The organism is Paraburkholderia sp. D15 (assembly GCF_029910215.1).
Classification (GTDB): Bacteria; Pseudomonadota; Gammaproteobacteria; order Burkholderiales; family Burkholderiaceae; genus Paraburkholderia.
Genome location: NZ_CP110395.1, coordinates 2,692,480 through 2,718,538 on the forward strand (window position 1 = coordinate 2,692,480; position 26,059 = coordinate 2,718,538).

The following is a 26,059-nucleotide window of genomic DNA, read 5'->3' on the forward strand; positions in this document are numbered from 1 at the left end:
ATTCCGTTCGGCTCGGGTTCGATCCGGTTTCGTTTGCGCGTTCGGGCGCAAATCGGCACTGGGCGAGCGACGAGGCTGAAATCCGCGCTCGAATGCAGAATCGAACAAGACGCCCGCCGTCGCGAGCCGCTATTCTCCCGACCATTCCAGTTTTCTTGCAGGGGCAGTTCATGCAGCGCGGTGTGGCATATGGAGTTCTGGCCGGCGCCCTATGGGGCATGGTTTTTCTGGTGCCGCGCATGCTGCCCGACTTTTCGCCGCTGCTGCTGAGCGCCGGCCGCTACACGATGTACGGCATCGTCTCGCTGGCCGCCGCGCTGCCGATGGCGCGCTCGCTCGTCAAACGCCTGTCGCGGGAGGATCTTGCCGCGCTGGTGAAACTCGCGCTGGCCGGCAACCTGCTCTACTACCTGCTGCTGACGGCCGCCGTGCATCTGATCGGGATCGCGCCGGCGTCGCTGATCGTCGGCGTACTGCCCGTCACGGTCACCCTACTCGGCCGGCGCGATCATGGCGCCGTACCGCTCGCGCGCCTCGCCTGGCCGCTCGCGATGGTGATGGCCGGCATTGTCTGCATCAACGTGGACGTCTTCACTCTCGCCGACGGCACGCCGTCGAGCATCGCGACGAAGCTGGCCGGCCTCGCCTGCGCAATCGGCGCGCTGGCCTGCTGGACCTGGTTCGCGGTCGAGAACGCCCGCTATCTGCAGCGTCAGACGCATTTCAGCGGCAACGAGTGGTCATTGTTGTGGGGAGTGGTGACCGGCGCGCTCGGCGCGGCCATGTGGCTGATCATCGCACTGCTGCCGCCGGGCAGCCCGCAAGGCGAACTGGCCGACGCCCGCTGGCATACGTTCTGGATGCTGAATCTGGCGGTCGCGATCGGCGCGTCGTGGCTCGGCAACGGACTGTGGAACGCCGCGTCGAAGCGACTGCCGTTGACGCTGTCCGGCCAGATGATCGTGTTCGAGACGCTGTTCGCGCTGCTGTACGGATTTATCTACGACCAGCGGCTGCCGCGTCCGCTGGAGATCGCGGCGATTCTGCTGCTGGTGGCGGGCGTGTGCTGGTCGGTGCGCCAGCATGCGGACGACGATTCGTCCGGCGCGGCGCCGCTGGGCAAGAAGGCGCAGGCGTCCGCGCCTTAGGACGGGCGCAGCGCCTAAGCCGAACCCGGAGCCTGGCGCGAATCCCGGTTCTGCCAGCGCCGCCCTTCGATCGAACCCGCCTTCCGGGTTTTCTCCACGCGCCGTTGCCGCGACAGCTTCGGATCGACCAGCAGCGGCCGGTAAATCTCGACGCGGTCATGATCGGCAAGCACCGTATCGAGCGTCTTCACCTTGCCGAACACGCCGACCTTCTGCGTAGCCAGATCGATACGCGGAAAGCGTTGCAGGATGCCGCTCGCGTCCAGCGCCTGCTGCAACGTGGCGCCTTCGGGCAGTTCGACGACGACGAGTGCCTGCTCGTCCGCCGTCGCGTAACACACTTCGACCGACAGACGCGCGCTCATGCCTTGCCGTAGCGCTGATCGGCGCGCTTCACGAACGATTCGACGAAGGTGTTCGCAATATGGTTGAACACCGGCCCGATGATCTTCTCGAGAATGATGTTGGTGAATTCGTAGTGCAGCGCGAATTCGATCTTGCAGGCGTCCGCGCGCAGCGGCGTGAAGCGCCAGAAGCCGGTGAACTTGCGGAACGGGCCGTCCGCGAATTCCATGTCGATGCGGGTGGGCCGCTCCATGCTGTTGCGCGTGGCGAAGTGCTGCTTGATGCCCTTGAAATTGATGTCGATCTTCGCTTCCATGCCGTTCTCGTCCTGCCGGCGGATTTCGACGCCTCCGCACCACGGCAGGAAATTGGGGTAATCGGCGACGTCGGTGACGAGGTCGAACATCTGTTCCGCCGAATGACGGATCAACACGGTTTTCTGGACATCTGCCATAAATTGAACAGCGCGCGGCAAGGGTGGACGAAGCGCGGCGGGCTTTCCTGGCCCCGCTTTGCTAAAATCGTGATTTTAAACGAGTTGGGCACTTTCCATTCATGAGCATTATCGACAACAGAAAAGCCTTCTACGACTATTCGGTCGAAGAACGCTATGAAGCAGGGCTCGTGCTCGAAGGATGGGAGGTCAAGGCGCTGCGCGCCGGGCGCGGCCAGATCAAGGAAGGTTACGTCGTGATCAAAAACAACGAACTGTTCCTGATCGGCACGCACATCAGCCCGCTGCCCGAAGCCTCGACCCACATCAATCCCGACCCGGTCCGCACGCGCAAGCTGCTGCTGCACGCCGAGCAGATCAGCAAACTGATCGGCAAGGTCGAGCAACGCGGCTATACGCTCGTGCCGCTGAACTTCCACTACAAGGGCGGCCGCGTCAAATGCGAGATCGGTCTCGCCAAGGGCAAGAAACTGCACGACAAGCGCGAAAGCGAGAAGAAGCGCGATTGGGAGCGCGAAAAGGCGCGCTTGATGCGCTCGTAGCATCGCGCCGTTCAATTTCAATGTGAGCGAATGCGCGCATTTGCCGCGCGGCGCGCCCCGGTCGCCCCATTACGCGTTACGCGCACACGCTTGAACAAAAAAATGGCCCGCTTTGGAAGCGGGCCATTTTTCGTTCAGATGCATGGAACGGAGAAAGCCGACGCGAGTGCCGGCGCGGGCCGGCCTCACGTCAACGCCCTTCAGGCACGCCTTTGCCCTTGTTCACGATCGTCAACGCCGACGCGATCATCGAACTCATATCCGACAGATTCCCCGGCACGATCAGCGTGGTGCCCTGCCTGGCCAGGTTGCCGAACGCGTTCACGTACTGTTCGGCCACCTTCAGGTTCACCGCTTCCATCCCGCCGTTCGACTGGATCGCCGCCGCGATTTTCTGGATCGCCTGCGAGTTCGCCTCGGCCACGGCCAGAATCGCCGCCGCCTGCCCTTGCGCCTGATTGATCGCCGCCTGACGCTCGCCCTCGGACTTCTGGATCGCCGCCTCGCGTCCGCCCGACGCGATATTGATCTGCTCCTGCTTACGCCCTTCGGACGCCGCGATCAGCGCGCGCTTTTCGCGCTCGGCGGTGATCTGCGCCTGCATCGCGTGGAGGATTTCCTTCGGCGGCGTCAAATCCTTGATTTCGTAGCGCAGCACCTTCACACCCCAGTTCGACGCCGCTTCATCCAGCGACGACACGATGCTGTGATTGATGAAATCGCGCTCCTCGAACGTCTTGTCGAGTTCGAGCTTGCCGATCACCGAGCGCAGCGTGGTCTGCGACAACTGCGTGATCGCGAACACAAAATTGCTTGATCCGTACGACGCCTTCATCGGATCCGTGACCTGAAAATACAGCACGCCGTCCACCTGCAACTGCGTGTTGTCGCGCGTGATACATACCTGGCTCGGCACTTCCAGCGGGATTTCCTTGAGGATGTGCTTGTACGCGATCCGGTCGACGAACGGCACCGCGAAGCTTAGGCCCGGCGTCAGCGTGCGGTGATAGCGGCCGAGCCGTTCGAGCACCCACGCGTGTTGCTGCGGGACGATCTTGAGCGTCTGCGCGGCAGTCACGATGACGATGATCAGCAGTACTACCCCGACGATAGTCGATACATCCATTGTTGTTCTCCGGTCCGTACTCGATTGGTTGCGTGAAAATGGGTTGGGTTGGGTGCGGGAATGGGTCCCGGCGGTCTCGCTCCCGGCCCTCAACGCCGGCCGGGGCCGCCCGTCGGATCGAGAACGCGCGGCGCGTTCAGGCGTCCACCGTCCGCCTGCTGGCGATCACCACCAGACAACTGCCGTTCAGCGCGGTGATTTCATAAAGATGCGCGTCTTCCGGCTCGCCGGGCGCAAGCTCGACGTCCCACGCGGCGCCGCGATAGTTTGCGCGAGCGCGACGCGCCTGCCACGCGTCGACGGTCAAGGTCTGGCCGATATCAAGGTTGACGTCCGGATTGCGCGACGCGTCCTTGCGCGCCCGGCGGCCGAAACGCGAGCGGCGCAGCAGCAGCACCGCGGCCAGCGCGACCACGGCCGCCACCACGAATTGCACGGAAGCAGGCGCACCGGCAATGTGTGCGAGCGCCGCCGCGGCGAAACCCAACGCGATCATCAGCAGATAGAACGTGCCGCTCATCAACTCCAGCACGACAAGCACGCCCGCACCGATCCACCAGAACAGTCCACCTGGCGCCACATTGACCTCCACAAAGCAAAACACCCCGGATCTACCGGGGTGTTTATAGCACGAAGCTGGTGCATCGAACGGGGGTTGCGACACGCCTGGACACACATTTGGCACAGCGATCCGCGCCCCCCCGCGTCACGTTATGCATGCCGCTTAAGAAGCGGCATGCGGTACGCGCTTATTGCCAACTCTTATTGCTTCGTCGACTGCGCCAGTTGCTGCCACGTCTCGATGATCGAGTCCGGGTTCAGCGAGATCGACTTGATGCCCTCGGCGGTCAGCCACTGCGCGAAATCCGGATGATCCGACGGACCTTGACCGCAGATACCGACATACTTGTTCAACCGCAGGCAAGTTTCGATCGCGCGCTTGAGCATGAACTTGACCGCCGGGTCGCGTTCGTCGAAGTCGACGGCCAGCAACTCCATGCCGGAATCGCGGTCCAGCCCGAGCGTGAGCTGCGTGAGGTCGTTCGAACCGATCGAAAAACCGTCGAAGAATTGCAGGAATTCCTCGGCGAGAATCGCGTTCGACGGCACTTCGCACATCATGATCAGGCGCAGGCCGTGATCGCCGCGCTTCAGGCCGAACTTGGCGAGCAGCCCGATCACGCGCTCCGCCTGCTTCAGCGTACGCACGAACGGCACCATGATCTCGACGTTGTCGAGGCCCATTTCCTCGCGCACCTTCTTCAGCGCGATGCATTCCATCTGGAACGCCTCGGCGAAGTCGTCGGCGATGTAGCGCGACGCACCGCGGAAACCGAGCATCGGGTTTTCTTCGTCCGGCTCGTAACGCGAACCGCCGATCAGCTTCTTGTACTCGTTCGACTTGAAGTCCGACAGACGCACGATCACGGGCTTCGGATAGAACGCCGCCGCGATCGTCGCGATCCCTTCGGTCAGCTTGTCGACGTAGAACGCGCGCGGCGATGCGTGACCGCGAGCGACGCTTTCCACCGCCTTCTTCAAGTCCTGATCGATGTTCGGGTACTCGAGAATCGCCTTCGGATGCACGCCGATGTTGTTGTTGATGATGAACTCGAGACGCGCCAGACCCACGCCCGCGTTCGGCAGTTGCGAGAAATCGAAGGCCAGTTGCGGATTGCCGACGTTCATCATGATCTTCACCGGAATCGGCGGCAGTTCGCCGCGCTGCACTTCGGTGACTTCCGTTTCGAGCAGACCGTCGTAGATCTTGCCTTCGTCGCCTTCCGCGCACGACACGGTGACGAGCGAGCCTTCCTTCAGCACGTCGGTCGCATCGCCGCAGCCGACCACGGCCGGCACGCCCAGCTCACGCGCGATGATCGCCGCGTGGCAGGTACGCCCGCCGCGATTCGTGACGATCGCCGACGCGCGCTTCATCACCGGCTCCCAGTTCGGGTCGGTCATGTCGGCGACCAGCACGTCGCCCGGCTGCACACGGTCCATTTCCGACGGATCGTGAATCACCCGCACCGGACCCGCGCCGATCTTCTGACCGATCGCGCGGCCGGTGGCCAGCACGTTCGACTGCCCCTTCAGCTTGAAGCGCTGCTCGGCCTTGCCGGTGGCCTGGCTCTTCACCGTTTCCGGACGCGCCTGCAGGATGAAGATCTTGCCGTCGCGACCGTCCTTGCCCCACTCGATGTCCATCGGACGCTCGTAGTGCTTTTCGATGATGACCGCGTATTTCGCGAGCTCGATCACGTCTTCGTCGGTGATCGAGAAACGGTTGCGCTGCTCGTGCGTCACGTCGACGGTCTTCACGCGGCCTTCTTCACCGGCCTTCGTGAATTCCATCTTGATGAGCTTCGAGCCGATCGAACGGCGGATGATCGGGTACTTGCCCTGCGCGAGCGTGGTCTTGAAGACGTAGAACTCGTCCGGATTCACCGCGCCCTGCACCACGGTTTCGCCCAGGCCGTAGCTCGACGTGATGAACACGGCGTCCTTGAAGCCCGATTCCGTGTCCAGCGTGAACATCACGCCGGCCGCGCCGACGTCCGAGCGCACCATGCGCTGCACGCCCGCCGACAACGCGACTTCAGCATGCGTGAAGCCCTTGTGGACGCGATAGGAGATAGCGCGGTCGTTGTACAGCGACGCGAACACGTGCTTCATGCGATCGAGCACGTCGTCGATGCCGACCACGTTGAGATAGCTTTCCTGCTGACCCGCGAACGATGCGTCCGGCAAGTCTTCCGCCGTCGCCGACGAGCGCACGGCGAACGACAGCTCTTCAGGCGAGCTGTTTTGCAGGGTGTCGAAACCCGCGCGGATATCCGCTTCGAGTTGCGGCTGCAGCGGCGCGTCGACGATCCATTGACGGATCTCCTTGCCCGCTTCGGCGAGCGCCTTCACGTCGTCGACGTCGAGCGTCTCGAGACGTTTGGCGATGCGTTCGGTCAGATTGTTGTGATGCAGGAAGTCACGGAATGCCAGCGCCGTGGTGGCGAAACCGGTGGGCACGCGCACGCCGGCTTCAGCGAGCTGACTGATCATCTCGCCAAGCGACGCGTTCTTGCCGCCGACAATCTCCACATCGGTCATCCGCAACTGCTCGAACGGAACTACATACGCCTTATCCTTTGCGACGGTAACTGCGTTAGTCATACAAGCCCCTAAGTGTGAAAGAAATTCACGGCTGTGCAAGTGGGCTCGAACGCGAGGCGCCTATTGGAAGCGTGATCTCGCGTCTTGCACAACCTGTTGGAGAAGCAATCGCCTTCGGCATTGCCAAAACCGGGACGGATCGGCGACGAAGCCCGCGAATGGCCGAAATTACCAGCCAATTCACCACATTCACCGCACGTTACCGGCAGAAGGCGACGCGTTAAACGACCGTTCACGGTAAGTTAGACGCCAATCGCCTGCAATTGCTTATCCAACAGGTTGCCGCTATTCTACCGTGCCGACTCTCAAAATGTGACTGTCGGACGAGAAATGCGCCTCGAATCGCGCGCCGGACCGGCCGGCGGGCTTCAAAGCACTGGCGGCCGTCATGCCATTGCGATGCCCATCGTCATCCGGACGCAATTGCGGTGCCCACGGCGCGCCGCGTCGACCCGCTGCATGCGCCGGTTAGCCACCGGGCAGCGAGGTTCGCGCGGCGCTGTTTGCTTCGAGCGCGTCGTTCCGCTCACGTTCCCCAGCCCCACTGATGCCGCCCACCGTATTCATCGTCTCCGACGGTACCGGGATCACTGCCGAAACCTTCGCGCATTCGATCCTCTCCCAGTTCGACCAGAAATTCCGCCTGGTTCGCGTGCCCTTCGTCGACTCGACCGAAAAGGCCTACGCGACGCTCGAAAAAATCAACGAAGCGGTCGCGCAGGACGGCCGTCGTCCAATCGTGTTCACCACGCTGGTGGACAGCGCGTCGAACCAGATCGTGAAAGGCTCGAATGCGCTGGTGCTGGACATGTTCCAGACCTTCGTCGAGCCGCTCGAACAGGAACTCGAACTGAAGTCGAGCCACGCGATGGGCCGTGGTCACCAGAACGCGGACACCGAGGAGTACAAGAACCGGATCGAAGCGATCAACTTTTCGCTCGCGCACGATGACGGTCAATCGAACCGCAATCTGGCCGACGCCGACGTGATCCTGGTGGGCGTCTCGCGCAGCGGCAAAACGCCGACCAGCCTGTATCTGGCCATGCAGTACGGGGTGAAGGCGGCGAACTATCCGCTGATTCCGGAGGACTTCGAGCGCGGCAAGCTGCCCACGCCGTTGCTTGCGCATCGGCAGAAGATGTTTGGTTTGTCGATCGATCCGCAGCGGCTGTCGGAGATCCGCAACGAGCGCCGGCCCGGCAGCAAGTATGCGGCGCCGGAAAATTGCCGTTACGAGATCAACGAAGCCGAGGCGATGATGCGGCGCGAAGGGATCAAGTGGCTGTCGTCGACGCACAAATCGATCGAGGAGATCGCGACGACGATCCTGCAGGAGATCAAGCTGGACCGGCCGTCGTATTGATCGTTGGGGCCGCTGGGAGCGCTGGGGGCGCTGTGGTCGTTGCAGTTGACCGCGTTGTTAGCGCGGTCTCACCGCGTTTTATCCGCGCCCTCGCCCGCCGCGCTGCTGGCGGCACTGTTCGAACACGCACACCGCCGCCGCGGCCGCCACGTTAAGCGATTCCATGCCGCCCGGCTGCGGAATCGTCACCCGCATCGACACCGCGTCGCGCCAGATCTGCGACACCCCCGCGCCCTCGTTGCCGAACACCCATGCGAGCGGACCACCCAGATCGCAGTCGTAGATCGCTTCGGCGCCGTGCGAATCGGTGATGACGATCGGCACGCTCAGACGATCGATCAGCGTTTGCGCGTCCACGTCCTCGTGAATCTGCAAAAGGAAATGCGCGCCCATCCCCGAGCGCAGCACCTTCGAGGACCACGCGTACGCCGTACCCGGCGCGCAGAACACCTGCTGGATACCGGCCGCCGCCGCGCTGCGCAGAATCGAGCCGACGTTGCCGGCATCCTGCACGCCGTCGAGCACGAGACAGGTCTGCGCGACTTTCTCCGGCAACGGCGTATCCAGCTTATCCACCAGCAGCAGAATCCCGACGCCATGCACGACGTTCGACAGTTGCCCGAACAACGCATCCGGCAGCGTCACGACCCGATGTTCGTCGACCCGCGCGACGATCGCGCGCGCTTCGTCGTGCGCAAGCGCGCCGTCGGTGACGACGCACAGTTCCGGTTGCCCGGCGACGTCGAGATACGCGCTCGCCAGATGAAAACCTTCGAGCAACGCCTGGCCGCCCCGACGCTGTTGATGCGTCGAGCCGGCCAGTGCCTTGAGGCGTTTATAGAGCGGGTTGTCGCGCGAGGTGATGGCTTTCACGGGCAGCGAAGACGGTTAAGAGTGAGAAAAGCATGAACGCCGCGCGACGGCGGCCGCGCGGCGTTCACAAGGTGACTTGAATAGTTTAGACGGCTCAGGCGCTTTATGCGGCGCGCAGGCTTCGTACGCCGTGCACGCCTGATACGCTCTTCTGCAGTTACGCGCTACACGCCGCTGCGCTCGCCGAACGCATCGTCGTCGAGCGTCGCACCGGTGGTCAGCGTGGCGGGCACGAGGATCACGTCGCCCGTGGCTTGCAAATGCACACCGCCACTCGCGCCGAAAAAGCGCACATGCGCCTCGCGAACCGGCGCGAACGAGCGCCGATGATGCTCGCACGGCCCATGTTCGCGCAGCGCCGCAAGATGCTGCGGCGTGCCGTAACCGGCATGCGCATTGAAGCCGTACACCGGAAACGCCTGATGCAGTTCGAGCAACATCCGGTCGCGCGTGACCTTGGCGAGAATCGACGCCGCCGAAATGCTTTTGACGAGCGCGTCGCCGCCGATCACCGCCTCGCTGCGCACGCTCAGCGTTGGACAACGATTGCCGTCGATCTTCACGAGCGTCGGCACGACCGACAGCCCCTCGACCGCACGCTTCATTGCGAGCATGGTCGCGTGCAGGATATTCAGCGAATCGATTTCCTCGACACTCGCGGACGCGATGCAATACGCCAACGCCCGCTCGACGATCTTGTCGTACAGTTCGTCGCGCTTTTTCGCGCTGAGCGCCTTCGAATCGTCGAGGCCGCGGATCATCGGTTTCGACGGATCGAAGATCACCGCCGCCGCGACGACCGGACCGGCCAGCGGACCGCGGCCGGCTTCGTCGACGCCGCAGACGATCTCGTCGGGCGTATCGAAGTTCAGACCGGTCTGCTGCGCGGCGGCGCCCGCCACGGAAGCCTTGCGGCGCGGTGCACGAGCCGCGGTCATTGGCGCGCCCTGCGCTTGTCGATGACGTCCGCCACGACTTCCGCCGCACGCTGTGCGGTGTTCTGCTTCAGCACGTGATGCATCTCCGTGAAGATTTCCGTCAGCGTGCGCCGGTTGCCTTCGTCGCGCAACTGCTTCAGCGTGGCCTCGGCCAGCGCCTGCGGCGTGGCGAAGTGCTGCAGGATTTCCGGCACGACGAAGCGCCCGGCCAGAATATTCGGCAGCCCCACGTACGGCAGATAGCCCTGGCGGCGCATGATCTGCCCGGTCAGCCAGGGCACCTTGTACGAGATCACCATCGGCTTTTTCAGCAGCGCGGCTTCCAGCGTCACCGTGCCGCTCTTCACGAGGATCGCGTCGGCGGCGGTCATCGCGAGTTGCGACTGGCCGTCGGTGATGGTCAGCGCAAGCCCCGGGTGCGAGTCGACCAGCGGCCGCAGCATCTCGCGCAACGTCGGCGTGGCCGCCGGCATCACGAAGCGCAGACCGGGTTCCTGGTGCTGCATCATTTCCATCGCCGCGAAGAACGTCGGGCCGATCAGATCGATCTCCGAGCGTCGGCTACCCGGCAACACCGCGATGATCGGGCCGTCTTCCGCGAGACCGAGCGCACGCCGCGCGCCGAGTGTGTCGGGCACGAGCGGAATCTCGTCGGCAAGCGGATGGCCGACATACGACGCCGCGACGCCCGCCTTTTCCAGCAGCGCGGTTTCGAACGGGAACACGCAGAGCATGTGGTCGACCGCTTTCGCGATCTTCTTGATGCGCCCGCCGCGCCACGCCCAGATGGACGGGCAGACGAAATGCACGGTCGGAATGCCGGCGTCGCGCAACGCATGTTCGAGCCCGAAGTTGAAATCGGGCGCGTCCACGCCGACGTACACCGAAGGCGGCTCCGCCAGCAATTGACGCTTCAGTTCGTTGCGGATCGCGAGAATGCCGGGGATGTGCCGCAGCGCTTCGACGTAGCCGCGCACCGTGAGCTTTTCCATCGGCCAGTGCGCGTCGAAGCCCGTGGCGATCATGCGCGGGCCGCCGATCCCGTAGTACCGCGTGCCATCCGGCAAACGGCTCGCGAGACCGTCGAGCAGCGACGCCGCGAGCAGGTCGCCGGACGGTTCGCCGGCCACCATCGCAATGCGCAGCGGAGTGGGTTGCAGGACCATCGTTTAGCGGATGATGCCGCGTTGCGACAGGTCGATGAACGACAGCAGCGTCTGCACCGGCTCGTCGCCGTCGCCGCCGGCCGTCGCCAGCTCACGCAACTGCACCTTCGCTTCTTCCAGCGACAGTCCGTTCTTGTACAGCACGCGATAGGCCGCGCGCAGCGCCGAAATCGCGTCCGGCGAGAACCCGCGGCGACGCAGCCCCTCGACGTTGATGCCGTGCGGCTCCGCCTTGTTGCCGGCGGCGATCACGAACGGCGGAATGTCCTGCACCAGCGCCGACGCGCCGCCCAGCATGGAATGCGCGCCGATGCGCACGAACTGATGCACGCCCGACATGCCGCCGACGATCGCGTGGTCGCCGATCGTCACGTGGCCCGCCATCTGCGCGTTGCTCGACAGCACGACGTTGTTGCCGACGTGGCAGTCGTGGCCGATATGCACGTAGGCCATGATCCAGTTGTCGTCGCCGAGCGTGGTGACGCCCGCGTCCTGCACCGTGCCGGTGTGGATCGTGGTGAACTCGCGGATCGTGTTGCGGTTGCCGACCACGAGCCGCGTCGGCTCGTCCTTGTACTTCATGTCCTGCGGACGGCCGCCGACCGATGCGTAGTGGCCGATCCGGTTGTCTTCGCCGAGCGTGGTGTGACCTTCGATCACGCTATGCGAGCCGACCGTGGTCCGCGCGCCGATCGTCACGTGCGCGCCGATCACGGCATACGGTCCGATCTCGACGGATTCGTCGATCTGTGCGCCCGGTTCGACGATCGCAGTGGGATGAATCCTGCTCATGCGTCCTCGCTTCTGATTCTGTTGCGTTGTGTCTGGATGGGCCGACGCGGCGCCGCTACGGCCCGCGCCCGAGCGCACCAACGGCGCTCACGAAAGCCGCTTCCGAAGGACGCTCAAGCGTCCTTGTCCGTGTGCCGCACCGCGCACATCAGGTCGGCTTCCGCCGCCACGACGCCATCCACCTCGGCGCGCGCCTTGAACTTCCAGATGCCGCGCATGTGGCGCTCGAACGTGCAGTTCAGGATCAGCTGATCGCCCGGCTCCACCACGCGCTTGAAGCGCGCATTGTCGATACCCACGAACAGGTACAGCGTGTTCGTCGGATCGCTCGGCTCTTCCGAGAACGTCAGCAGCGCGGCGGTTTGCGCCAGCGCTTCGAGGATCAGCACGCCAGGCATCACCGGACGGTTCGGGAAATGCCCCATGAAGTACGGCTCGTTGATCGACACGTTCTTCAACGCTTTGATGCTCTTGTGCGGCTCGAGTTCGAGCACCCGGTCGACCAGCAGGATCGGGTAACGATGCGGCAGCAGCGTGAGAATCTTATGAATGTCGAGATTGATTTTTTCGGTGCTCATGGTGTTTCTGCTCACGCATTGACTGCGCGATGATGACTGCGGATGCTGGTGCAGGTGGGTTGATAACGCGTGCTGCCGGCGCTCGCCCTGACCCGGGGGCCGCGCCACCCGGTCACGGCCACCGACCTTGCTTCTGATGCTGGCCCGCTATTCTACGCGGTGCCCGCGGGCCGCCCGGTTTCGCGGACGCGCGCGCCAACGGCGCTCATTCGCCCGCGGAGTGGAGCTTGCCGGCGCTCTCGCCGCTTGCCGCGCTTGCCGCACTTGTGGACTGCCCGGCCGCGGCGTTTTCAAGCGCCTTGATACGGTCGCGCAGCTTGTCGATATTACGCAGCAGCGCCGCGCTCTTGTTCCAGTCCGCGTGATTCACGGCCGGGAACGCGCTGGTGTACATACCGGGCTTGAGCAACGACTTCGACACGCCCGACTTCGCGGTGACGATCACGTAGTCGGCAAGCGTCACGTGCCCCGCGATACCGACCGCGCCGCCGATCATGCAATGCCGGCCGATCGTGGTGCTGCCCGCGATGCCCGCGCACCCGGCGATCACCGTGTACGCGCCGACCTTGCAGTTGTGACCGATCTGCACGAGGTTGTCGATCTTCACGCACTCCTCGATGATCGTGTCGGCCATCGCGCCGCGATCGATCGTGGTGTTCGCGCCGATTTCGACGTCGTTCGCGATCGACACGCCACCCACCTGCGGAATCTTCACCCAGCTGCCGGTGCGCGCGTCGCCTTCGCCGACGAAGTCCGGCGCGAAGCCGAAGCCGTCCGAACCGATGACCGCGCCCGCGTGCACGATCACGCGCTCGCCAAGCTTGCAGCCGTAGTACACCGCCACGTTCGGATACAGATGCGAACCCGCGCCGATCCGCGTGCCGCGACCGATCACCACGTTGGCGTCGAGCCGCACGTTCTCGCCGATCACGGCGCCCGCTTCCACCGTGACGTGCGGACCGATCACCGCGCTCGCGGCGATCTGCGCGGACGGATCGATGGTCGCGCTTTGATGGATGCCCGGCGCGGCCTTGGGTGCAACGAGGTCGATGAAGGTCTGCGCGACGCGCGCGAAGTAAGCGTACGGATTCGGCGTGACGATGAAGTTAAGCGCGCCGTTTGGGCGGTCTTCGCTGGGAGTCAGCTTCGCGAGGTCGGCGGCATTGATCAACACCGCGCCCGCGCGAGTCGTCTCGACCTGCGACAGATACTTCGGATTGGCGAGGAACGCCAGTTGGTCCGGACCTGCCTGATCGAGCGGCGCGAGACTGCCGACGCGCTGCGAACCGTTGCCGACTACCTCACCGCCGAACCGTTGGACGATGTCCTCGAGCGTAAATGCCATGCCTGTCCAGTCTCCTGCAGTTCAGTCCAACTTGTCAGTTCTACGTCTGTGCTGCTCACCGGGATGCCAGAATGCGCCGGAGCCGGTGCACTGCTCACCGGCTTGGGGTCTCACCCGGTGCGTACGTCCCGATGTCTTTTAATTGCCCGACGCCGCCAGCGCCTTGAGCACCTGGTCGGTAATATCGATGCGCGGGCTCACGTACACCGCTTCCTGAACGATCAGGTCGTAGTGCTGCTGCTCGGCGATCTGCTTGATCACCTTGTTCGCGCGATCGAGCACCGCCGCGAGTTCTTCGTTGCGGCGCTGGTTCAGGTCTTCACGAAATTCGCGTTGCTTGCGCTGGAAGTCCGTGTCCAGTTGCGACAGGTCGCGCTGCTTCTGCGCGCGGTCGGTCGCGGACATCGAGGCGCCGTTCTTGTCGAGCGCGTCGGACATGGTCTTCAGCTTCTGCGCCATGTCGGCGAGATCCTTGTCGCGCTTGGCGAACTCGGCTTCGAGCTTGACCTGAGCGGCTTTCGCGGCCGCGGATTCCCGCAGGATCCGGTCCGAATTCACCGCGGCGATCCTGGCTTCCTGCGCGTGCGCTACCCCGACCCCCAAGGTCATTGCCAGCGCCAGCGCGCATGCCACACGTTTCGAAAACATACCGGTTAGCAAAGTCATCCTCTCGATACTGTAATTTGACCGGCGGCCCAACGCCGGTTGCCCGCGGCCCACTGCCAACAACCCGCCGCCGGCCGCCCGTTGCGCACGCGCCCGGATCGGGCCGCCCGCCGCGGGTTTGCCTGCCACCCGATCAGAACGCCGTCCCGATCTGGAACTGGAACTTCTGATACTGGTCCCCGGTGTGCTTCGTGAGCGGGAAGCCCAGGCTGAGCTTGAGCGGACCGATCGGCGAAATCCATGCGAGACCGACACCGTAGCCGTAACGCAGACCGTTCGCGCCGGTCGACGTCGCGGCGCTGCTCGCGTCGGCCCAGACGTTACCGGCGTCGAGGAACGTAAACACGCGCAGCGTGCGGTCGTAGCCCGTGCCCGGCAGCGGGAACGTCAACTCGATATTGCCGACCAGCAGCTTCGAGCCGCCGATCGGGTCGCCGGTGGTGGCGTCGCGCGGACCCAGCGAGCTCGGCTCGTAGCCCCGCACCGAACCGATACCGCCCGCGTAGTAGTTCTTGAAAATCGGATACGGCTTGCCGCCGAGACCGTTACCGTAGCCGCCCTGGAAGTTGAAGCCCAGCACGAAGCCGCGCGCGAACGAGTAATAGTACTGCGCGTTGATGTCGGCCTTGTAGTACTGGGTCCCACCGATCGGCGTGCCGTATTCGGCATTGGCCTGCGTGAAGTAGCCGCGGCTCGGCACGAGCGCGCTGTCACGCGCGTCGCGCGACCAGCCCACCGTGATCGGCACGTTGTTCGACACGCGGCCGAAATCCTGCACGTACTGCTTGTACGAAGCCGGCGTGTTCGCGTCGATGTCCAGCTGGTTCTGCTCGAGGCCCGCGCCGAAGTAGACCGTGTCCACTTCCGAGAACGGGATGCCGAACTTCAGGTCGCCACCCACGGTCACGATCTTGAAGCTCGAATCGGTCGAGTAGTACAGCGGCTGATACGTGCGGTAGTAGACGTCCGTGATCCGCTTGATGCCGTCGACCGTGAAGTACGGATCGACCTGCGTGACCGTCAGCGTACGGTAGGTCTTCGCGGTATTCACGTTGACCGACAGACTCGTGCCCGAACCGAACACGTTGTCCTGCGACACACCTGCCGACAGCACCACCTTGTCCGTCGACGAGAAGCCGGCGCCCAGCGTGATCGCGCCGGTCGGCTTTTCGGCGACCTTGACGTCGATGTCGACCTGGTCGGGCGTGCCTTCCACCGGCACCGTGGTGACGTCCACGTCGGTGAAGTAGCCGAGACGGTTGATACGGTCCTTCGACAGCGCGAGGCGGTTCGAGTCGAACCACGAGCTTTCGAGCTGGCGCATTTCGCGGCGCACCACTTCGTCGCGCGTACGGGTGTTGCCGACCACGTTGATGCGGCGCACGTAGACGCGGCGGCTCGGGTCCACCTGCAGCGTCAGGTCGACCTTGTGGTTGGTCTGATCGATCTGCGGCTGCGCGTTGACGGTGGCGAACGCATAGCCGTACTCGCCGAGCTTGTCGACGATCGCCTTGGTGGTGGCCTGCAGTTTCTCGGCCGAGAACCGGTCGCCCGGTTTGATCTTGATCAGCTTGGCCAGCTCCGGCTCGCGGTCGAGCAGATTACCGGCCAGCTTGATGCTCGAAATCGTGTACGGCTCGCCTTCATGCAGCGTGACCGTCAGATACATGTCCTTCTTGTCCGGCGAAATCGACACCTGGGTCGAGTCGATGTTGAACTCGAGGTAGCCGCGATTCAGGTAATACGAGCGGACGTTTTCGAGGTCGCCGGTGAGCTTGTCTTTCGCGTACAGGTCGTTCTTCGTGTACCACGAGAACCAGTTCGGCGTGGACAGCTGCATTTCGTCGCGCAGCGTACCCGTGCTGAATGCCTTGTTGCCGATGAAGTTGATCTGGCGGATCTTCGCGCTCGGACCTTCGGCCACCGAGAACAGCACCGCGACGCGGTTGCGGTCGATCGGCGTGATCGTGGTGGTCACTTCGGCCGCGTAGTATCCGCGCGTGAGGTACTGACGCTTCAGTTCCTGCTCGGCCTTGTCGACCAGCGCCTTGTCGTAGTAACGACCTTGCGACAGACCGACCGCGCGCAGCGCCTTGGTCAGGTTGTCCTTGTCGAATTCGTGAATGCCGGCGAAGTCGATCGTGCCGATCGCGGGGCGCTCCAGCACCTGCACGATGACGACGTTGCCTTCGGTGGCGATCTTGACGTCGTTGAAGAAGCCCGTGGCGTACAGCGCGCGAATCGCTTCCGAGGCCTTGTCGTCGGAGAACGTATCACCTTGCTTGATGGGCAGGTACGCGAACACGGTACCGGGTTCGACGCGTTGCAATCCCTCGATCCGGATGTCTTGCACCACGAAGGGCGACGTTGCGTGAGCAACCAGCCCATGCGCGGCGAGCGCCGCGGCTATAACCGTCTTTGGAACAAAGCGATGAGGTTTAAACAACGTGCTTCCCCAGTGTGTATAGCTGCATCAGGTCAGACGGTCGCCATCGTGAACGCCGCCAGACACTTTAAAAATGGATTAAACGAGCCAGATCGTTGAACAGCGCGATCGCCGACAATGCGACGATGCAGGCGAGACCCGCCCTCTGAAAAACGAGTTGCCAGCGATCGGAGACAACTTTGCCGGTTACAGCTTCAACCAAATAATATAACAGATGACCCCCGTCCAATACCGGAATTGGTAGCAGGTTCAGTACACCGAGGCTAATACTGACAAGGGCCAGGAACGACAGGAATGCAGAAGGACCTAGACGTGCGCTCTTTCCTGCGTAATCGGCGATCGTCACCGGACCGGAAAGATTTTTTAGCGATGCCTCGCCGACGATCATCCGCCCGAACATGCGCACCGAGTACACCGCGAGATCCCACGTGCGGCGCGCGCCGAGTTGCAGACTTTCGACCGGGCCGTAACGCACGTCGATGGACGGCACCTGGGTCGCCAGTTCCGCGCCGATTCGCCCCACCTGCTGACCGCTCGCCTCGTCGCGCTGCAACTGCGGCACGAGGGTGATCTCGTCGAGCTTGCCCGCCGCGCCACCCGCCTGCGCGCCGCGTTCGACCTGCAGCGTCAGCGGTTTGCCGGCGTGGGATTTTACATAAGCGATGAAGGCCGTGGCGTTATCGGTCGGGATACCATCTACCGCGCGCAGGCGATCGCCCGCGACGAGTCCCGCCTTCTGCGCCGCACTGCCGGGCTGCACGCCCGCGACCGTCAGCTTGCCGCCGCCCGGCTCGAAACCGAGGTGCGACATGAAGTCGTCGTCGACATCTTTCTCGCCGAGGCCGCGCAGATCGAGCTGGAAATCGGACGTGCCGTGCGCGTCTTTCGCGCTCAGCACCACGCGCTTGTGATCGAAGGCCGCGCCCAGCAGCTTCCAGCGCAGATCGGACCACGAACGCACGGGCTCGGATTCGCCGGCATTTTCCGCGCGCACCGCGACGATCGTCTCGCCGCCGTCGAAGCCGGCCTGAGCGGCGGGCGTGTTCGGCGCGGGCGCCGCGACCACGGCGGCCGGCTCGGTCACGCCCGTGGCGAACACCAGCGCGAACAGCACGATAGCCAGCAGGAAGTTCGCGACCGGCCCGGCCGCGACGATCGCGAAGCGGCGCCACACCGACTTGCGGTTGAACGCCTGCGACAACAATTCGGCGGGAATCGGCGCGGCGCCGGTTTCACGCTCGTCGAGCATCTTCACGTAACCGCCGAGCGGCAACGCTGCAATGGTCCACTCGGTGCCCGTCTTCGGGCTCACCCACTGGAACAGCGGCTTGCCGAAGCCGATCGAGAACCGCAGCACCTTCACGCCGCACCAGCGCGCGACGCGGTAATGCCCGTACTCGTGGACGACCACCAGTACGCCGATCGCGACCGCGAAGGCGAGCAGCTCGATCAGCAGGTTCATAAGCGCCTCACTGGACGGCGCGTTCCGTGCGACGGGCGCCGTCAGGCAGACGCGCGATGAAGTCGGCAGCGGCGCGGCGCGCGGCGGCGTCCGCTTCGATCGCATCGTCGAGAGAATGCGCGCTGCGGTTCGGCAACGCGTTCAGCACGGACTCGACCACCTGCGCGATCGCCATGAAACCGATCTGGCGCTGCAGGAAGGCCTCGACCGCGACTTCGTTCGCGGCGTTCAGCGCCGCGCTCGCGAGGCCACCTTCGGCGAGCGCCTTCATGGCGAGCGCGAGACACGGGAAGCGCGCATAGTCCGGCTTTTCGAACGACAGCGACGCGACCTGCACGAGGTCGAGTTGCGCGACGCCCGAATCGACACGCTCCGGGAACGCCAGCGCGTGCGCGATCGGCGTGCGCATATCGGGGTTGCCGAGCTGCGCGAGCACCGAACCGTCCGCATACGACACCAGCGAGTGAATCACGCTCTGCGGGTGAATCAGCACGTCGATGCGCTCGCCCGGCAGACCGAACAGCCAATGGGCTTCGATCACTTCGAGGCCCTTGTTCATCATCGTGGCCGAGTCGACCGAGATCTTGCGGCCCATCGACCAGTTCGGGTGCTTGCAGGCTTCGTCGGGCGTGACGTCGACGAGCGTGGCCGGTTCGCGGGTGCGGAACGGGCCACCCGACGCGGTCAGGATGATCTTGGAGACGCCGCCGTGCAGCGCGGCTTCGCGCGGCAGGCACTGGAAAATCGCGTTGTGTTCGCTGTCGACCGGCAGCAGCACCGCGCCGTTGTCGCGCACCGCGTCCATGAAAATCGAGCCGGACATGACCAGCGCTTCCTTGTTGGCGAGCAGGATGCGCTTGCCGGCGCGTGCCGCCGCGAGGCTCGGCGCGAGGCCGGCCGCGCCGACGATCGCTGCCACCACGGTGTCGCAGCCGGCGCTGTCCGACACGTCGACGAGCGCTTGCGGCCCGTACGTGACCTCGGTCTTGCTGCCCGCTTCACGCAGCTTCGCCGCGACCCGCGCGGCCGTGTCGGCGTCGCCGACCACCGCCACTTCGGGCGCAAAGCGCAGGCATTGCTCGACGAGCTTGTCGCCGTTGCGATGCGCGGTGAGCGCGTAGACCGAAAAGCGCTCGGGATGACGCGCGACGACGTCGAGCGTGCTGTCTCCAATCGAGCCCGTGGAACCGAGCAATGTCAGACGTTTTTGCATATCTCTTTCTCTAGCCGAGCAGCAGCATGGCAAGCGGCAGCACCGGCAATAAGGCGTCGATGCGATCGAGCACGCCGCCGTGACCCGGCAACAGGCCGCTGGAATCCTTGACGCCGGCCTGGCGTTTCAGCATCGATTCGAACAGGTCGCCCACCACGCTGAATGCCACCAGCACGGTCAACGCGAGCAGCGCACGCACGGCGCCCCATTGCGCCAGCAGCGAAGAATACAGGGTCGGCTCGAATGCGTGCAAAAAGACCGCCGCCGCCGCGACGATCATCACGGCCAGCCAGCCGCCGATCGCGCCCTCCCAGGTTTTACCCGGACTGATGGCCGGCGCCAGCTTGTGTTTGCCGAACGCCTTGCCCGAGAAGTATGCGCCGATATCGGCCAGCCAGACCAGGAGCAGCAGCGACAGCACGAACGGCACGCCCTGCATGCGCGCCGCGACGAGAGCATGCCAGCACGCGACGAATACCACAATGCCGGCAAGAAACAGAAAGGCGCGCCACGCGCCCTGCGCGAGCGTCGGCTTGCGCAGCAGCACGAACGGTCCGGCGATCACCCAGAAAATCGCCGCGGCCTTGAACAGCGACCGCGCCTGTTCGACGCCGGTGCCGAGCCGCGTGCTGGCGACCAGCGCAACCGCGGCGACCAGCGCGTAGACGATCGGACCGGCGCCGCCGAGCTTGAGCAGACGCGCCCATTCCCACGCGGCGAACACGACGACGAAGGCGATCAGCGCGCCGAACGCGCCCACCGGCGCGAACAACGTGACCGGCAGGAACACCGCCAGCAGGATGATCGCCGTGATGACACGGGTTTTTAGCATGGAAGCGAATCGACGTTTTGCGATTGCGGCTCGAGTTGAGCACTGGTGCGCCCGAAACGGCGCTCGCGCTCCGCGTACGAAGCGATGGCGTGACCGAGCGCGTCGGCGTCGAAATCCGGCCAGAACGTGTCGGTGAAGTAGAACTCGGTGTACGCGAGCTGCCACAGCAGGAAGTTGCTGACGCGGCGCTCGCCGCCGGTGCGGATGAACAGATCCGGTTCCGGCGCGTAGGCCATGGACAGGTGTTCGGCGAACGATTCCTCGTTGACCTCGACCGCCTTGCCCGCCAGCGCCGACTGTTCGGCGAGCTTGCGGGTGGCCTGCATGATGTCCCAGCGACCGCCGTAGTTGGCGGCAATGGTCAGCGTGAGACGGGTGTTGCGCGCGGTTTTGGTTTCCGCGCGCCGGATCAGTTCGCGAATGCGTTCGTCGAAGCGGGACAGGTCGCCGACCACGCGCAAGCGGATGCCGTTCGCGTGCAGCTTGCCGATCTCGCGCTCCAGCGCGGTGACGAACAGACGCATCAGGAACGACACTTCGTCGTTCGGACGGCGCCAGTTTTCCGAGCTGAAGGCGAACAGCGTCAGATATTCGACGCCTTGCCGCGCGCACGCCTCGACGGCCGCACGCACCGCGTCGACGCCGCGCGTATGGCCCGCGACGCGCGGCAGACGCCGCTGAGTGGCCCAACGGCCGTTGCCGTCCATGATGATCGCGATATGTCGCGGCACCGCGGCGACATCAGGCACGCGCACGGTTGAGCTGGTATAGGTCATGGCCGTTGGACAGTGACTGCAAATAAAGAAGTGGAAATCCTGAAAGTACCGAGCGCCGCGAGGCGTCAGACCGTCATGATCTCGGCTTCCTTCGTCACGACCAGCTTGTCGATTTCGGCGACGAACTTGTCCGTCAGCTTCTGCACGTCGTCACCGGCACGACGCTCGTCGTCTTCCGAAATTTCCTTGTCCTTGACGAGCTTCTTCAGTTGCTCGTTCGCGTCGCGGCGCAGGTTGCGCACCGCCACCTTGGCCGTTTCCGCTTCGCTCTTGACCACCTTGGTCAGTTCGCGGCGGCGTTCCTCGGTCAGCGCGGGCATCGGCACGCGGATCACATCGCCTTGGGTAGCCGGGTTCAGACCCAGGTCCGATTCGCGGATCGCCTTTTCGACGACCTGCACCATCTTCTTTTCCCACGGCTGCACGCCGATCGTGCGCGCGTCGATCAGCGTCAGGTTCGCGACCTGCGAGATCGGCACCGGCGAACCGTAGTAATCGCACTGGATATGATCGAGCAGGCCCGTGTGTGCACGGCCCGTACGGATCTTCGACAGATCGTTCTTGAACGCGTCGATGGAACGCTGCATTTTTTGCTCAGCGCCCTTGCGGATATCAGCCACAGACATTTTTAAACCTCCGAACCTTCAAAACGGTGCGAGCCGGCCGGCGCGCGCGATGCGGCGGCCCGGGCTCGCGTTAAAGCCCACGTTATGTGAACGAGAGTTTACACGTGGACGAGGGTGCCCTCGTCCTCGCCTTGTACGATGCGTTTGAGCGCGCCCGGCTTGACGATCGAAAACACGCGGATCGGCAGCTTCTGGTCGCGGCACAGCGCGAAAGCGGTTGCGTCCATCACCTGCAGGTTACGGCCGATGGCTTCGTCGAAGCTGATCGTGGTGTAGCGGGTCGCGCTCGGGTCTTTCTTGGGGTCGGCGGAGTAGACGCCGTCCACCTTGGTGGCCTTCAGCACGACTTCCGCGCCGACTTCCGAGCCGCGCAATGCCGCGGCCGTGTCGGTGGTGAAGAACGGGTTGCCGGTACCGGCCGCGAAAATCACGACCTTGCCTTCCTCGAGCTGGCGGATCGCGCGGGGCCGGATGTACGGCTCGACCACCTGATCCATGCGCAGCGCGGACTGCACGCGCGCCTCGATGCCGGCGTGGCGCATGGCGTCCTGCAATGCCAGCGCATTCATCATGGTGGCCAGCATGCCCATGTAGTCGGCCGTGGCGCGGTCCATGCCGGCCGCGCCGCCCGCGACGCCGCGGAAAATATTGCCACCGCCGATCACCACGGCCAGCTGCGTTCCGAGACGGACCACTTCGGCCACGTCCGCCACCATTCGTTCGATGGTCGCGCGATTGATGCCGAAGGCATCGTCGCCCATCAAAGCTTCACCGGAGAGTTTGAGCAGGACGCGTTTATAGGCAGTGGGCATAGGGGTATCCAGATCGCGCAGAACAGGGCAACAACAAGGGACTAATGTAGGGGTGAAATGCTGATTCGGGCAAGCGCCGCCAAATTGACGAACCCTGGGTCCGCCAGAGGCGGCTGCGAGGCGGGGGTCTGCCCGCCCGCAGCCTTGCGGCACTGCCGAGCGCGGCAAAGTCTTGCTCCGCCGCGGGTCCAACAGTACTGACTAATGCTTATGTGATGCTTATTGTTGCTTTGCAGCAGCGACTTGCGCAGCCACTTCCGCCGCGAAATCGTCCTGCTTCTTCTCGATGCCTTCGCCGACCACGAACAGCGCGAACTTCTGAACGCTTGCGTTGCCAGCCTTCAGCATCTGTTCGATCGTCTGCTTGTCGTTCTTAACGAACGTCTGGTTCAGCAGCGAGACTTCCTTCAGGTACTTCTGCACGCTGCCGTCGACCATCTTCGCGACGATTTCAGCCGGCTTGCCCGATTCGGCGGCCTTCTGTTCAGCGATGCTGCGTTCCTTGGCGATCAGGTCCGCCGGCACGTCGTCCGACGACAGCGAAACCGGCTTCATCGCGGCGATGTGCATGGCCACGTCCTTGCCGACCTGCTCATCCGCGCCGGTGTACTCGACCAGCACGCCGATGCGCGTGCCGTGCAGGTACGCTGCCAGCTTGTTGGCCGTGTCGAAGCGCACGAAACGGCGGATCGACAGGTTTTCGCCAATCTTGCCGACCAGTGCCAGACGCACCGCGTCGACGGTCGAACCGTCCAGCGGCAGCGCCGACAGCGCAGCGACGTCGGCCGGGTTTTGCGTGGCGACCAGCTCGGCGATCTTCTTCGAGAAAGCCAGGAAGTCGTCGTTCTTCGAAACGAAGTCGGTTTCGCAGTTCAGCTCGACCAGCGAACCCGCGTTGCCGCCGATGAAAGAGGCGACCACGCCTTCAGCCGTCACGCGCGATGCAGCCTTGCTGGCCTTGTTGCCCAGCTTCACGCGCAGCAGCTCTTCAGCGCGCGCCATGTCGCCGTCGGCTTCCGTCAGCGCCTTCTTGCATTCCATCATCGGCGCGTCGGTCTTTGCGCGCAGTTCTGCAACCATGCTTGCGGTAATTGCCGCCATCATTTGCTCCTTGAGTTCCGTCTGTCACACACCGCCCGGACTTCGATGCCGGCGGCAAGAATTCGTTTCAGCGTATCGCGTGTTTTTTACACTGCCTTTAACACCCGCCTGACACCGATACACCTCGAACACTGCTCGGGCGCTTTTTCAGCGCCCCACTACACCGTCGCGACTTAAAAAAAGGGGGCCTGTAGAAAGCCCCCTTTTTTGCCGGACACGGGGCAGCTTTACGCTTCCGCGTTGACCTCGACGAACTCGTCGCCGTCACCGCCACGGGCAGCCTGCACCACTTCGTTGACCGCGTTCGCACGGCCTTCGAGGATCGCGTCAGCCACGCCAGCCGTGTACAGAGCGACAGCCTTCGAGGCGTCGTCGTTACCCGGGATCACGTAGTCGATGCCTTCCGGCGAGTGGTTCGTGTCGACCACGGCGATAACCGGAATGCCCAGCTTGTTCGCTTCGGTGACAGCAATCTTGTGGTAGCCGACGTCGACCACGAAGATCGCGTCCGGAATGCCGCCCATGTCCTTCACGCCGCCGATCGACTTCTGCAGCTTGGCCATTTCGCGTTCGAACAGCAGCGCTTCCTTCTTGCTCATGCGTTCGGTTTCGCCTGCTTCCAGCGCCGCTTCCATGTCCTTCAGGCGCTTGATCGATACCTTCAGCGTCTTGAAGTTGGTCAGCATGCCGCCGAGCCAGCGTGCGTTGACGAACGGCATGCCAGCGCGTTGCGCTTCTTCGGCGATCGTGTCGCGCGATTGACGCTTCGTGCCGACGAACAGGATCGTGCCGCGGTTCGCTGCCAGTTGACGCGCGTACTTCAGCGCGTCGTTGTACATCGGCAGCGTCTTTTCGAGGTTGATGATGTGAATCTTGTTGCGATGACCGAAAATGAAGGGGGCCATCTTCGGGTTCCAGAAGCGCGTTTGGTGACCGAAGTGGACACCGGCTTCCAGCATTTGACGCATGGTAACTGCCATGAAAATCTCCGCGAGGGTTGGGTCTTAAGCCGGCTGCCGTATCGGCCGCGCCCGCCTTCAATTTGGCGGCACGCGACGGACACCCTTGGGTGCGGCCGGCTTGCGAATTGGCTGCCTGATACTACCTGGGTACTGCTTACCTCATGACGCAGGCAACCGGACGATCATGAGAAGACGCCTGATCCGCTTCTTTTGCCCGATTTCCCCAATCAAGCTGGGACATCGGACAATAAAACGAAGGCAGATAGCGACTTAGCCAAAGATTATAGCACGCGACTATCGCCCGACTCAACCTGCCCGGTAGCTCCCGGAAGGGCTCGACGGGTTGCACCTGCCCCGGCACACCGCAGGCACGCAGCCGATGCACAACGAATGAGCACGACTCCCAGGGAGGCCCGCAGCCTATACCCTGCCCCGCAAAAGCCTGCGGCAGGCGGGATATGGTGCGATAATCCTGAAATAAATCGCATTTCAGGCCCGACTCATGGCTATTACGCTCAAAAACGAACACGATATCGCGCAAATGCGCGTCGCCTGCAAACTCGCGAGCGAAGTGCTCGACTACATCACGCCGTTCGTCGCCGCCGGCATCACGACTGGCGAACTCGACCGTCTGTGTCACGAATACATGCTGAAGGAACAGGGCACGGTGCCCGCGCCGCTGAACTATCAGCCGCCCGGCTACCCGCCCTACCCGAAGGCAACCTGCATTTCCGTCAACGACGTGATCTGCCACGGCATCCCCGGCGAAAAGACGCTGAAGAACGGCGACGCGCTGAATATCGACGTCACCGTCATCAAGGAAGGCTATTTCGGCGACACGAGCCGCATGTTCATCGTCGGCGAAGGGTCGATCATGGCGAAGCGGCTGGTTCAGACCACCTTCGAATGCATGTGGCTCGGCATCGACCAGGTGCGCCCCGGCGCGCATCTCGGCGACATCGGCTACGCGATCCAGAAACATGCGGAAGGCCAGGGCTACAGCGTGGTGCGCGAATATTGCGGCCACGGCATCGGCACGGTATTCCACGAAGATCCGCAAATTCTGCACTACGGCCGTCCCGGCACCGGGCTCGAGCTGCAGGCCGGCATGATCTTCACGATCGAGCCGATGATCAACGCCGGCCGCCGCGACATCCGCACCATGCCGGATCAATGGACCGTCAAGACGAAAGACCGCAGCCTGTCGGCGCAGTGGGAACACACGGTGCTCGTCACGGAAACCGGCTACGACGTGCTGACCGTGTCCGCCGGCACGCCGGCCCGGCCGCCGGTGGTCGCGGCCACGGCCTGACCGACTTCCCGCC

The 26,059-nt window shown here is 63.8% G+C and carries 25 protein-coding genes; 4 read left to right on the forward strand and 21 right to left on the reverse strand.

The features are described 5' to 3' along the window. The first annotated feature begins 170 nt into the window (after window positions 1-170). Window positions 171-1,148, forward strand: a complete 978-nt coding sequence (locus LFL96_RS11515; RefSeq protein ID WP_280995375.1) for a DMT family transporter — start codon at window positions 171-173, stop codon at window positions 1,146-1,148. A gap of 14 nt (window positions 1,149-1,162) precedes the next feature. Here the strand turns inward: LFL96_RS11515 and LFL96_RS11520 are convergent, their stop codons facing one another. Both LFL96_RS11520 and LFL96_RS11525 read right to left on the reverse strand, forming a co-directional pair. Beyond that, on the reverse strand, window positions 1,163-1,513 hold the full coding sequence (locus LFL96_RS11520) for an RnfH family protein (RefSeq protein ID WP_280995376.1): 351 nt from the start codon (window positions 1,511-1,513) through the stop codon (window positions 1,163-1,165). Continuing rightward, window positions 1,510-1,947 (reverse strand): type II toxin-antitoxin system RatA family toxin, encoded by a 438-nt coding sequence (locus LFL96_RS11525; RefSeq protein WP_280995377.1) that lies wholly within the window; start codon window positions 1,945-1,947, stop codon window positions 1,510-1,512. Before LFL96_RS11525 ends, LFL96_RS11520 begins: the two co-directional genes overlap by 4 nt. Window positions 1,948-2,048: 101 nt before the next feature. Between LFL96_RS11525 and smpB the strand changes: the two genes are divergently transcribed. Continuing rightward, a complete protein-coding gene (gene smpB / locus LFL96_RS11530; protein WP_280995378.1) occupies window positions 2,049-2,489 on the forward strand; it encodes an SsrA-binding protein SmpB in 441 nt (146 codons plus the stop codon). 190 nt (window positions 2,490-2,679) lie between these two features. On the opposite strand, the gene LFL96_RS11535 is transcribed toward smpB, so the two are convergent. The 3 genes from LFL96_RS11535 to ppsA all read right to left on the reverse strand — a co-directional run bounded on the left by LFL96_RS11535 (window position 2,680) and on the right by ppsA (window position 6,783). Then, complete coding sequence (locus tag LFL96_RS11535) at window positions 2,680-3,615, reverse strand: SPFH domain-containing protein (RefSeq protein WP_280995379.1); 936 nt, start codon at window positions 3,613-3,615, stop codon at window positions 2,680-2,682. 136 nt (window positions 3,616-3,751) lie between these two features. Beyond that, complete coding sequence (locus LFL96_RS11540; protein ID WP_280995380.1) at window positions 3,752-4,195, reverse strand: NfeD family protein; 444 nt, start codon at window positions 4,193-4,195, stop codon at window positions 3,752-3,754. A 182-nt stretch (window positions 4,196-4,377) separates the two neighbouring features. After that, window positions 4,378-6,783, reverse strand: a complete 2,406-nt coding sequence (gene ppsA, locus LFL96_RS11545) for a phosphoenolpyruvate synthase (protein WP_280995381.1) — start codon at window positions 6,781-6,783, stop codon at window positions 4,378-4,380. A 547-nt stretch (window positions 6,784-7,330) separates the two neighbouring features. Here ppsA and LFL96_RS11550 point away from each other — a divergent pair. Next, window positions 7,331-8,146: a pyruvate, water dikinase regulatory protein gene (locus tag LFL96_RS11550; RefSeq protein WP_280995382.1), complete on the forward strand. Its 816-nt coding sequence runs from the start codon at window positions 7,331-7,333 to the stop codon at window positions 8,144-8,146. Window positions 8,147-8,224: 78 nt separating this feature from the next. Here the strand turns inward: LFL96_RS11550 and LFL96_RS11555 are convergent, their stop codons facing one another. The 16 genes from LFL96_RS11555 to rpsB all read right to left on the reverse strand — a co-directional run bounded on the left by LFL96_RS11555 (window position 8,225) and on the right by rpsB (window position 24,752). After that, window positions 8,225-9,019 (reverse strand): RNA methyltransferase, encoded by a 795-nt coding sequence (locus LFL96_RS11555; protein WP_280995383.1) that lies wholly within the window; start codon window positions 9,017-9,019, stop codon window positions 8,225-8,227. Between the two features lie 164 nt (window positions 9,020-9,183). After that, window positions 9,184-9,957, reverse strand: a complete 774-nt coding sequence (rnhB, locus tag LFL96_RS11560) for a ribonuclease HII (protein ID WP_280995384.1) — start codon at window positions 9,955-9,957, stop codon at window positions 9,184-9,186. Beyond that, window positions 9,954-11,123, reverse strand: coding sequence for a lipid-A-disaccharide synthase (gene lpxB / locus LFL96_RS11565; RefSeq protein ID WP_280995385.1), 1,170 nt, complete (start codon window positions 11,121-11,123; stop codon window positions 9,954-9,956). The genes rnhB and lpxB overlap by 4 nt, the downstream gene beginning before the upstream one ends. Window positions 11,124-11,126: 3 nt before the next feature. Further along, on the reverse strand, window positions 11,127-11,915 hold the full coding sequence (lpxA, locus tag LFL96_RS11570) for an acyl-ACP--UDP-N-acetylglucosamine O-acyltransferase (protein WP_280995386.1): 789 nt from the start codon (window positions 11,913-11,915) through the stop codon (window positions 11,127-11,129). A 113-nt stretch (window positions 11,916-12,028) separates the two neighbouring features. Next, window positions 12,029-12,493 (reverse strand): 3-hydroxyacyl-ACP dehydratase FabZ, encoded by a 465-nt coding sequence (gene fabZ, locus LFL96_RS11575; protein WP_280995387.1) that lies wholly within the window; start codon window positions 12,491-12,493, stop codon window positions 12,029-12,031. A gap of 205 nt (window positions 12,494-12,698) precedes the next feature. Beyond that, window positions 12,699-13,838 (reverse strand): UDP-3-O-(3-hydroxymyristoyl)glucosamine N-acyltransferase, encoded by a 1,140-nt coding sequence (gene lpxD / locus LFL96_RS11580; RefSeq protein ID WP_280995388.1) that lies wholly within the window; start codon window positions 13,836-13,838, stop codon window positions 12,699-12,701. Window positions 13,839-13,976: 138 nt separating this feature from the next. Continuing rightward, on the reverse strand, window positions 13,977-14,498 hold the full coding sequence (locus tag LFL96_RS11585; RefSeq protein ID WP_281000709.1) for an OmpH family outer membrane protein: 522 nt from the start codon (window positions 14,496-14,498) through the stop codon (window positions 13,977-13,979). Window positions 14,499-14,637: 139 nt separating this feature from the next. Further along, on the reverse strand, window positions 14,638-16,950 hold the full coding sequence (bamA, locus tag LFL96_RS11590) for an outer membrane protein assembly factor BamA (RefSeq protein ID WP_280995389.1): 2,313 nt from the start codon (window positions 16,948-16,950) through the stop codon (window positions 14,638-14,640). A 67-nt stretch (window positions 16,951-17,017) separates the two neighbouring features. Further along, window positions 17,018-18,412: an RIP metalloprotease RseP gene (gene rseP, locus LFL96_RS11595; RefSeq protein ID WP_280995390.1), complete on the reverse strand. Its 1,395-nt coding sequence runs from the start codon at window positions 18,410-18,412 to the stop codon at window positions 17,018-17,020. A 7-nt stretch (window positions 18,413-18,419) separates the two neighbouring features. Then, window positions 18,420-19,625, reverse strand: a complete 1,206-nt coding sequence (locus LFL96_RS11600; protein ID WP_280995391.1) for a 1-deoxy-D-xylulose-5-phosphate reductoisomerase — start codon at window positions 19,623-19,625, stop codon at window positions 18,420-18,422. Window positions 19,626-19,635: 10 nt separating this feature from the next. Beyond that, window positions 19,636-20,457 carry a phosphatidate cytidylyltransferase gene (locus LFL96_RS11605; RefSeq protein WP_280995392.1) on the reverse strand — a complete coding sequence of 274 codons (822 nt, stop codon included), beginning with the start codon at window positions 20,455-20,457 and terminating at the stop codon, window positions 19,636-19,638. Next, a complete protein-coding gene (uppS, locus tag LFL96_RS11610; protein ID WP_280995393.1) occupies window positions 20,451-21,233 on the reverse strand; it encodes a polyprenyl diphosphate synthase in 783 nt (260 codons plus the stop codon). The genes LFL96_RS11605 and uppS overlap by 7 nt, the downstream gene beginning before the upstream one ends. A gap of 65 nt (window positions 21,234-21,298) precedes the next feature. Next, on the reverse strand, window positions 21,299-21,859 hold the full coding sequence (frr, locus tag LFL96_RS11615; protein WP_012433445.1) for a ribosome recycling factor: 561 nt from the start codon (window positions 21,857-21,859) through the stop codon (window positions 21,299-21,301). 98 nt (window positions 21,860-21,957) lie between these two features. Then, the gene (gene pyrH, locus LFL96_RS11620; RefSeq protein WP_012400732.1) at window positions 21,958-22,671 is read right to left on the reverse strand and encodes a UMP kinase; all 714 of its coding nucleotides are present in this window, start codon (window positions 22,669-22,671) and stop codon (window positions 21,958-21,960) included. A 219-nt stretch (window positions 22,672-22,890) separates the two neighbouring features. Beyond that, a complete protein-coding gene (gene tsf, locus LFL96_RS11625) occupies window positions 22,891-23,772 on the reverse strand; it encodes a translation elongation factor Ts (protein WP_280995394.1) in 882 nt (293 codons plus the stop codon). Window positions 23,773-23,999: 227 nt separating this feature from the next. After that, window positions 24,000-24,752, reverse strand: coding sequence for a 30S ribosomal protein S2 (gene rpsB, locus LFL96_RS11630; RefSeq protein ID WP_280995395.1), 753 nt, complete (start codon window positions 24,750-24,752; stop codon window positions 24,000-24,002). A 484-nt stretch (window positions 24,753-25,236) separates the two neighbouring features. Between rpsB and map the strand changes: the two genes are divergently transcribed. Then, on the forward strand, window positions 25,237-26,046 hold the full coding sequence (gene map, locus LFL96_RS11635) for a type I methionyl aminopeptidase (RefSeq protein WP_280995396.1): 810 nt from the start codon (window positions 25,237-25,239) through the stop codon (window positions 26,044-26,046). Window positions 26,047-26,059 lie beyond the last annotated feature (13 nt).

Excerpts from the sequence above, each read along its gene's own strand:
- LFL96_RS11515 (WP_280995375.1), top strand. The coding sequence starts at position 171 with ATGCAGCGCGGTGTGGCATATGGAGTTCTGGCCGGCGCCCTATGGGGC.
- LFL96_RS11520 (WP_280995376.1), bottom strand. The coding sequence starts at position 1,513 with ATGAGCGCGCGTCTGTCGGTCGAAGTGTGTTACGCGACGGCGGACGAG.
- LFL96_RS11525 (WP_280995377.1), bottom strand. The coding sequence starts at position 1,947 with ATGGCAGATGTCCAGAAAACCGTGTTGATCCGTCATTCGGCGGAACAG.
- smpB (WP_280995378.1), top strand. The coding sequence starts at position 2,049 with ATGAGCATTATCGACAACAGAAAAGCCTTCTACGACTATTCGGTCGAA.
- LFL96_RS11535 (WP_280995379.1), bottom strand. The coding sequence starts at position 3,615 with ATGGATGTATCGACTATCGTCGGGGTAGTACTGCTGATCATCGTCATC.
- ppsA (WP_280995381.1), bottom strand. The coding sequence starts at position 6,783 with ATGACTAACGCAGTTACCGTCGCAAAGGATAAGGCGTATGTAGTTCCG.
- LFL96_RS11550 (WP_280995382.1), top strand. The coding sequence starts at position 7,331 with ATGCCGCCCACCGTATTCATCGTCTCCGACGGTACCGGGATCACTGCC.
- rnhB (WP_280995384.1), bottom strand. The coding sequence starts at position 9,957 with ATGACCGCGGCTCGTGCACCGCGCCGCAAGGCTTCCGTGGCGGGCGCC.
- lpxB (WP_280995385.1), bottom strand. The coding sequence starts at position 11,123 with ATGGTCCTGCAACCCACTCCGCTGCGCATTGCGATGGTGGCCGGCGAA.
- lpxA (WP_280995386.1), bottom strand. The coding sequence starts at position 11,915 with ATGAGCAGGATTCATCCCACTGCGATCGTCGAACCGGGCGCACAGATC.
- fabZ (WP_280995387.1), bottom strand. The coding sequence starts at position 12,493 with ATGAGCACCGAAAAAATCAATCTCGACATTCATAAGATTCTCACGCTG.
- lpxD (WP_280995388.1), bottom strand. The coding sequence starts at position 13,838 with ATGGCATTTACGCTCGAGGACATCGTCCAACGGTTCGGCGGTGAGGTA.
- rseP (WP_280995390.1), bottom strand. The coding sequence starts at position 18,412 with ATGAACCTGCTGATCGAGCTGCTCGCCTTCGCGGTCGCGATCGGCGTA.
- LFL96_RS11600 (WP_280995391.1), bottom strand. The coding sequence starts at position 19,625 with ATGCAAAAACGTCTGACATTGCTCGGTTCCACGGGCTCGATTGGAGAC.
- LFL96_RS11605 (WP_280995392.1), bottom strand. The coding sequence starts at position 20,457 with ATGCTAAAAACCCGTGTCATCACGGCGATCATCCTGCTGGCGGTGTTC.
- uppS (WP_280995393.1), bottom strand. The coding sequence starts at position 21,233 with ATGACCTATACCAGCTCAACCGTGCGCGTGCCTGATGTCGCCGCGGTG.
- frr (WP_012433445.1), bottom strand. The coding sequence starts at position 21,859 with ATGTCTGTGGCTGATATCCGCAAGGGCGCTGAGCAAAAAATGCAGCGT.
- pyrH (WP_012400732.1), bottom strand. The coding sequence starts at position 22,671 with ATGCCCACTGCCTATAAACGCGTCCTGCTCAAACTCTCCGGTGAAGCT.
- tsf (WP_280995394.1), bottom strand. The coding sequence starts at position 23,772 with ATGGCGGCAATTACCGCAAGCATGGTTGCAGAACTGCGCGCAAAGACC.
- rpsB (WP_280995395.1), bottom strand. The coding sequence starts at position 24,752 with ATGGCAGTTACCATGCGTCAAATGCTGGAAGCCGGTGTCCACTTCGGT.
- map (WP_280995396.1), top strand. The coding sequence starts at position 25,237 with ATGGCTATTACGCTCAAAAACGAACACGATATCGCGCAAATGCGCGTC.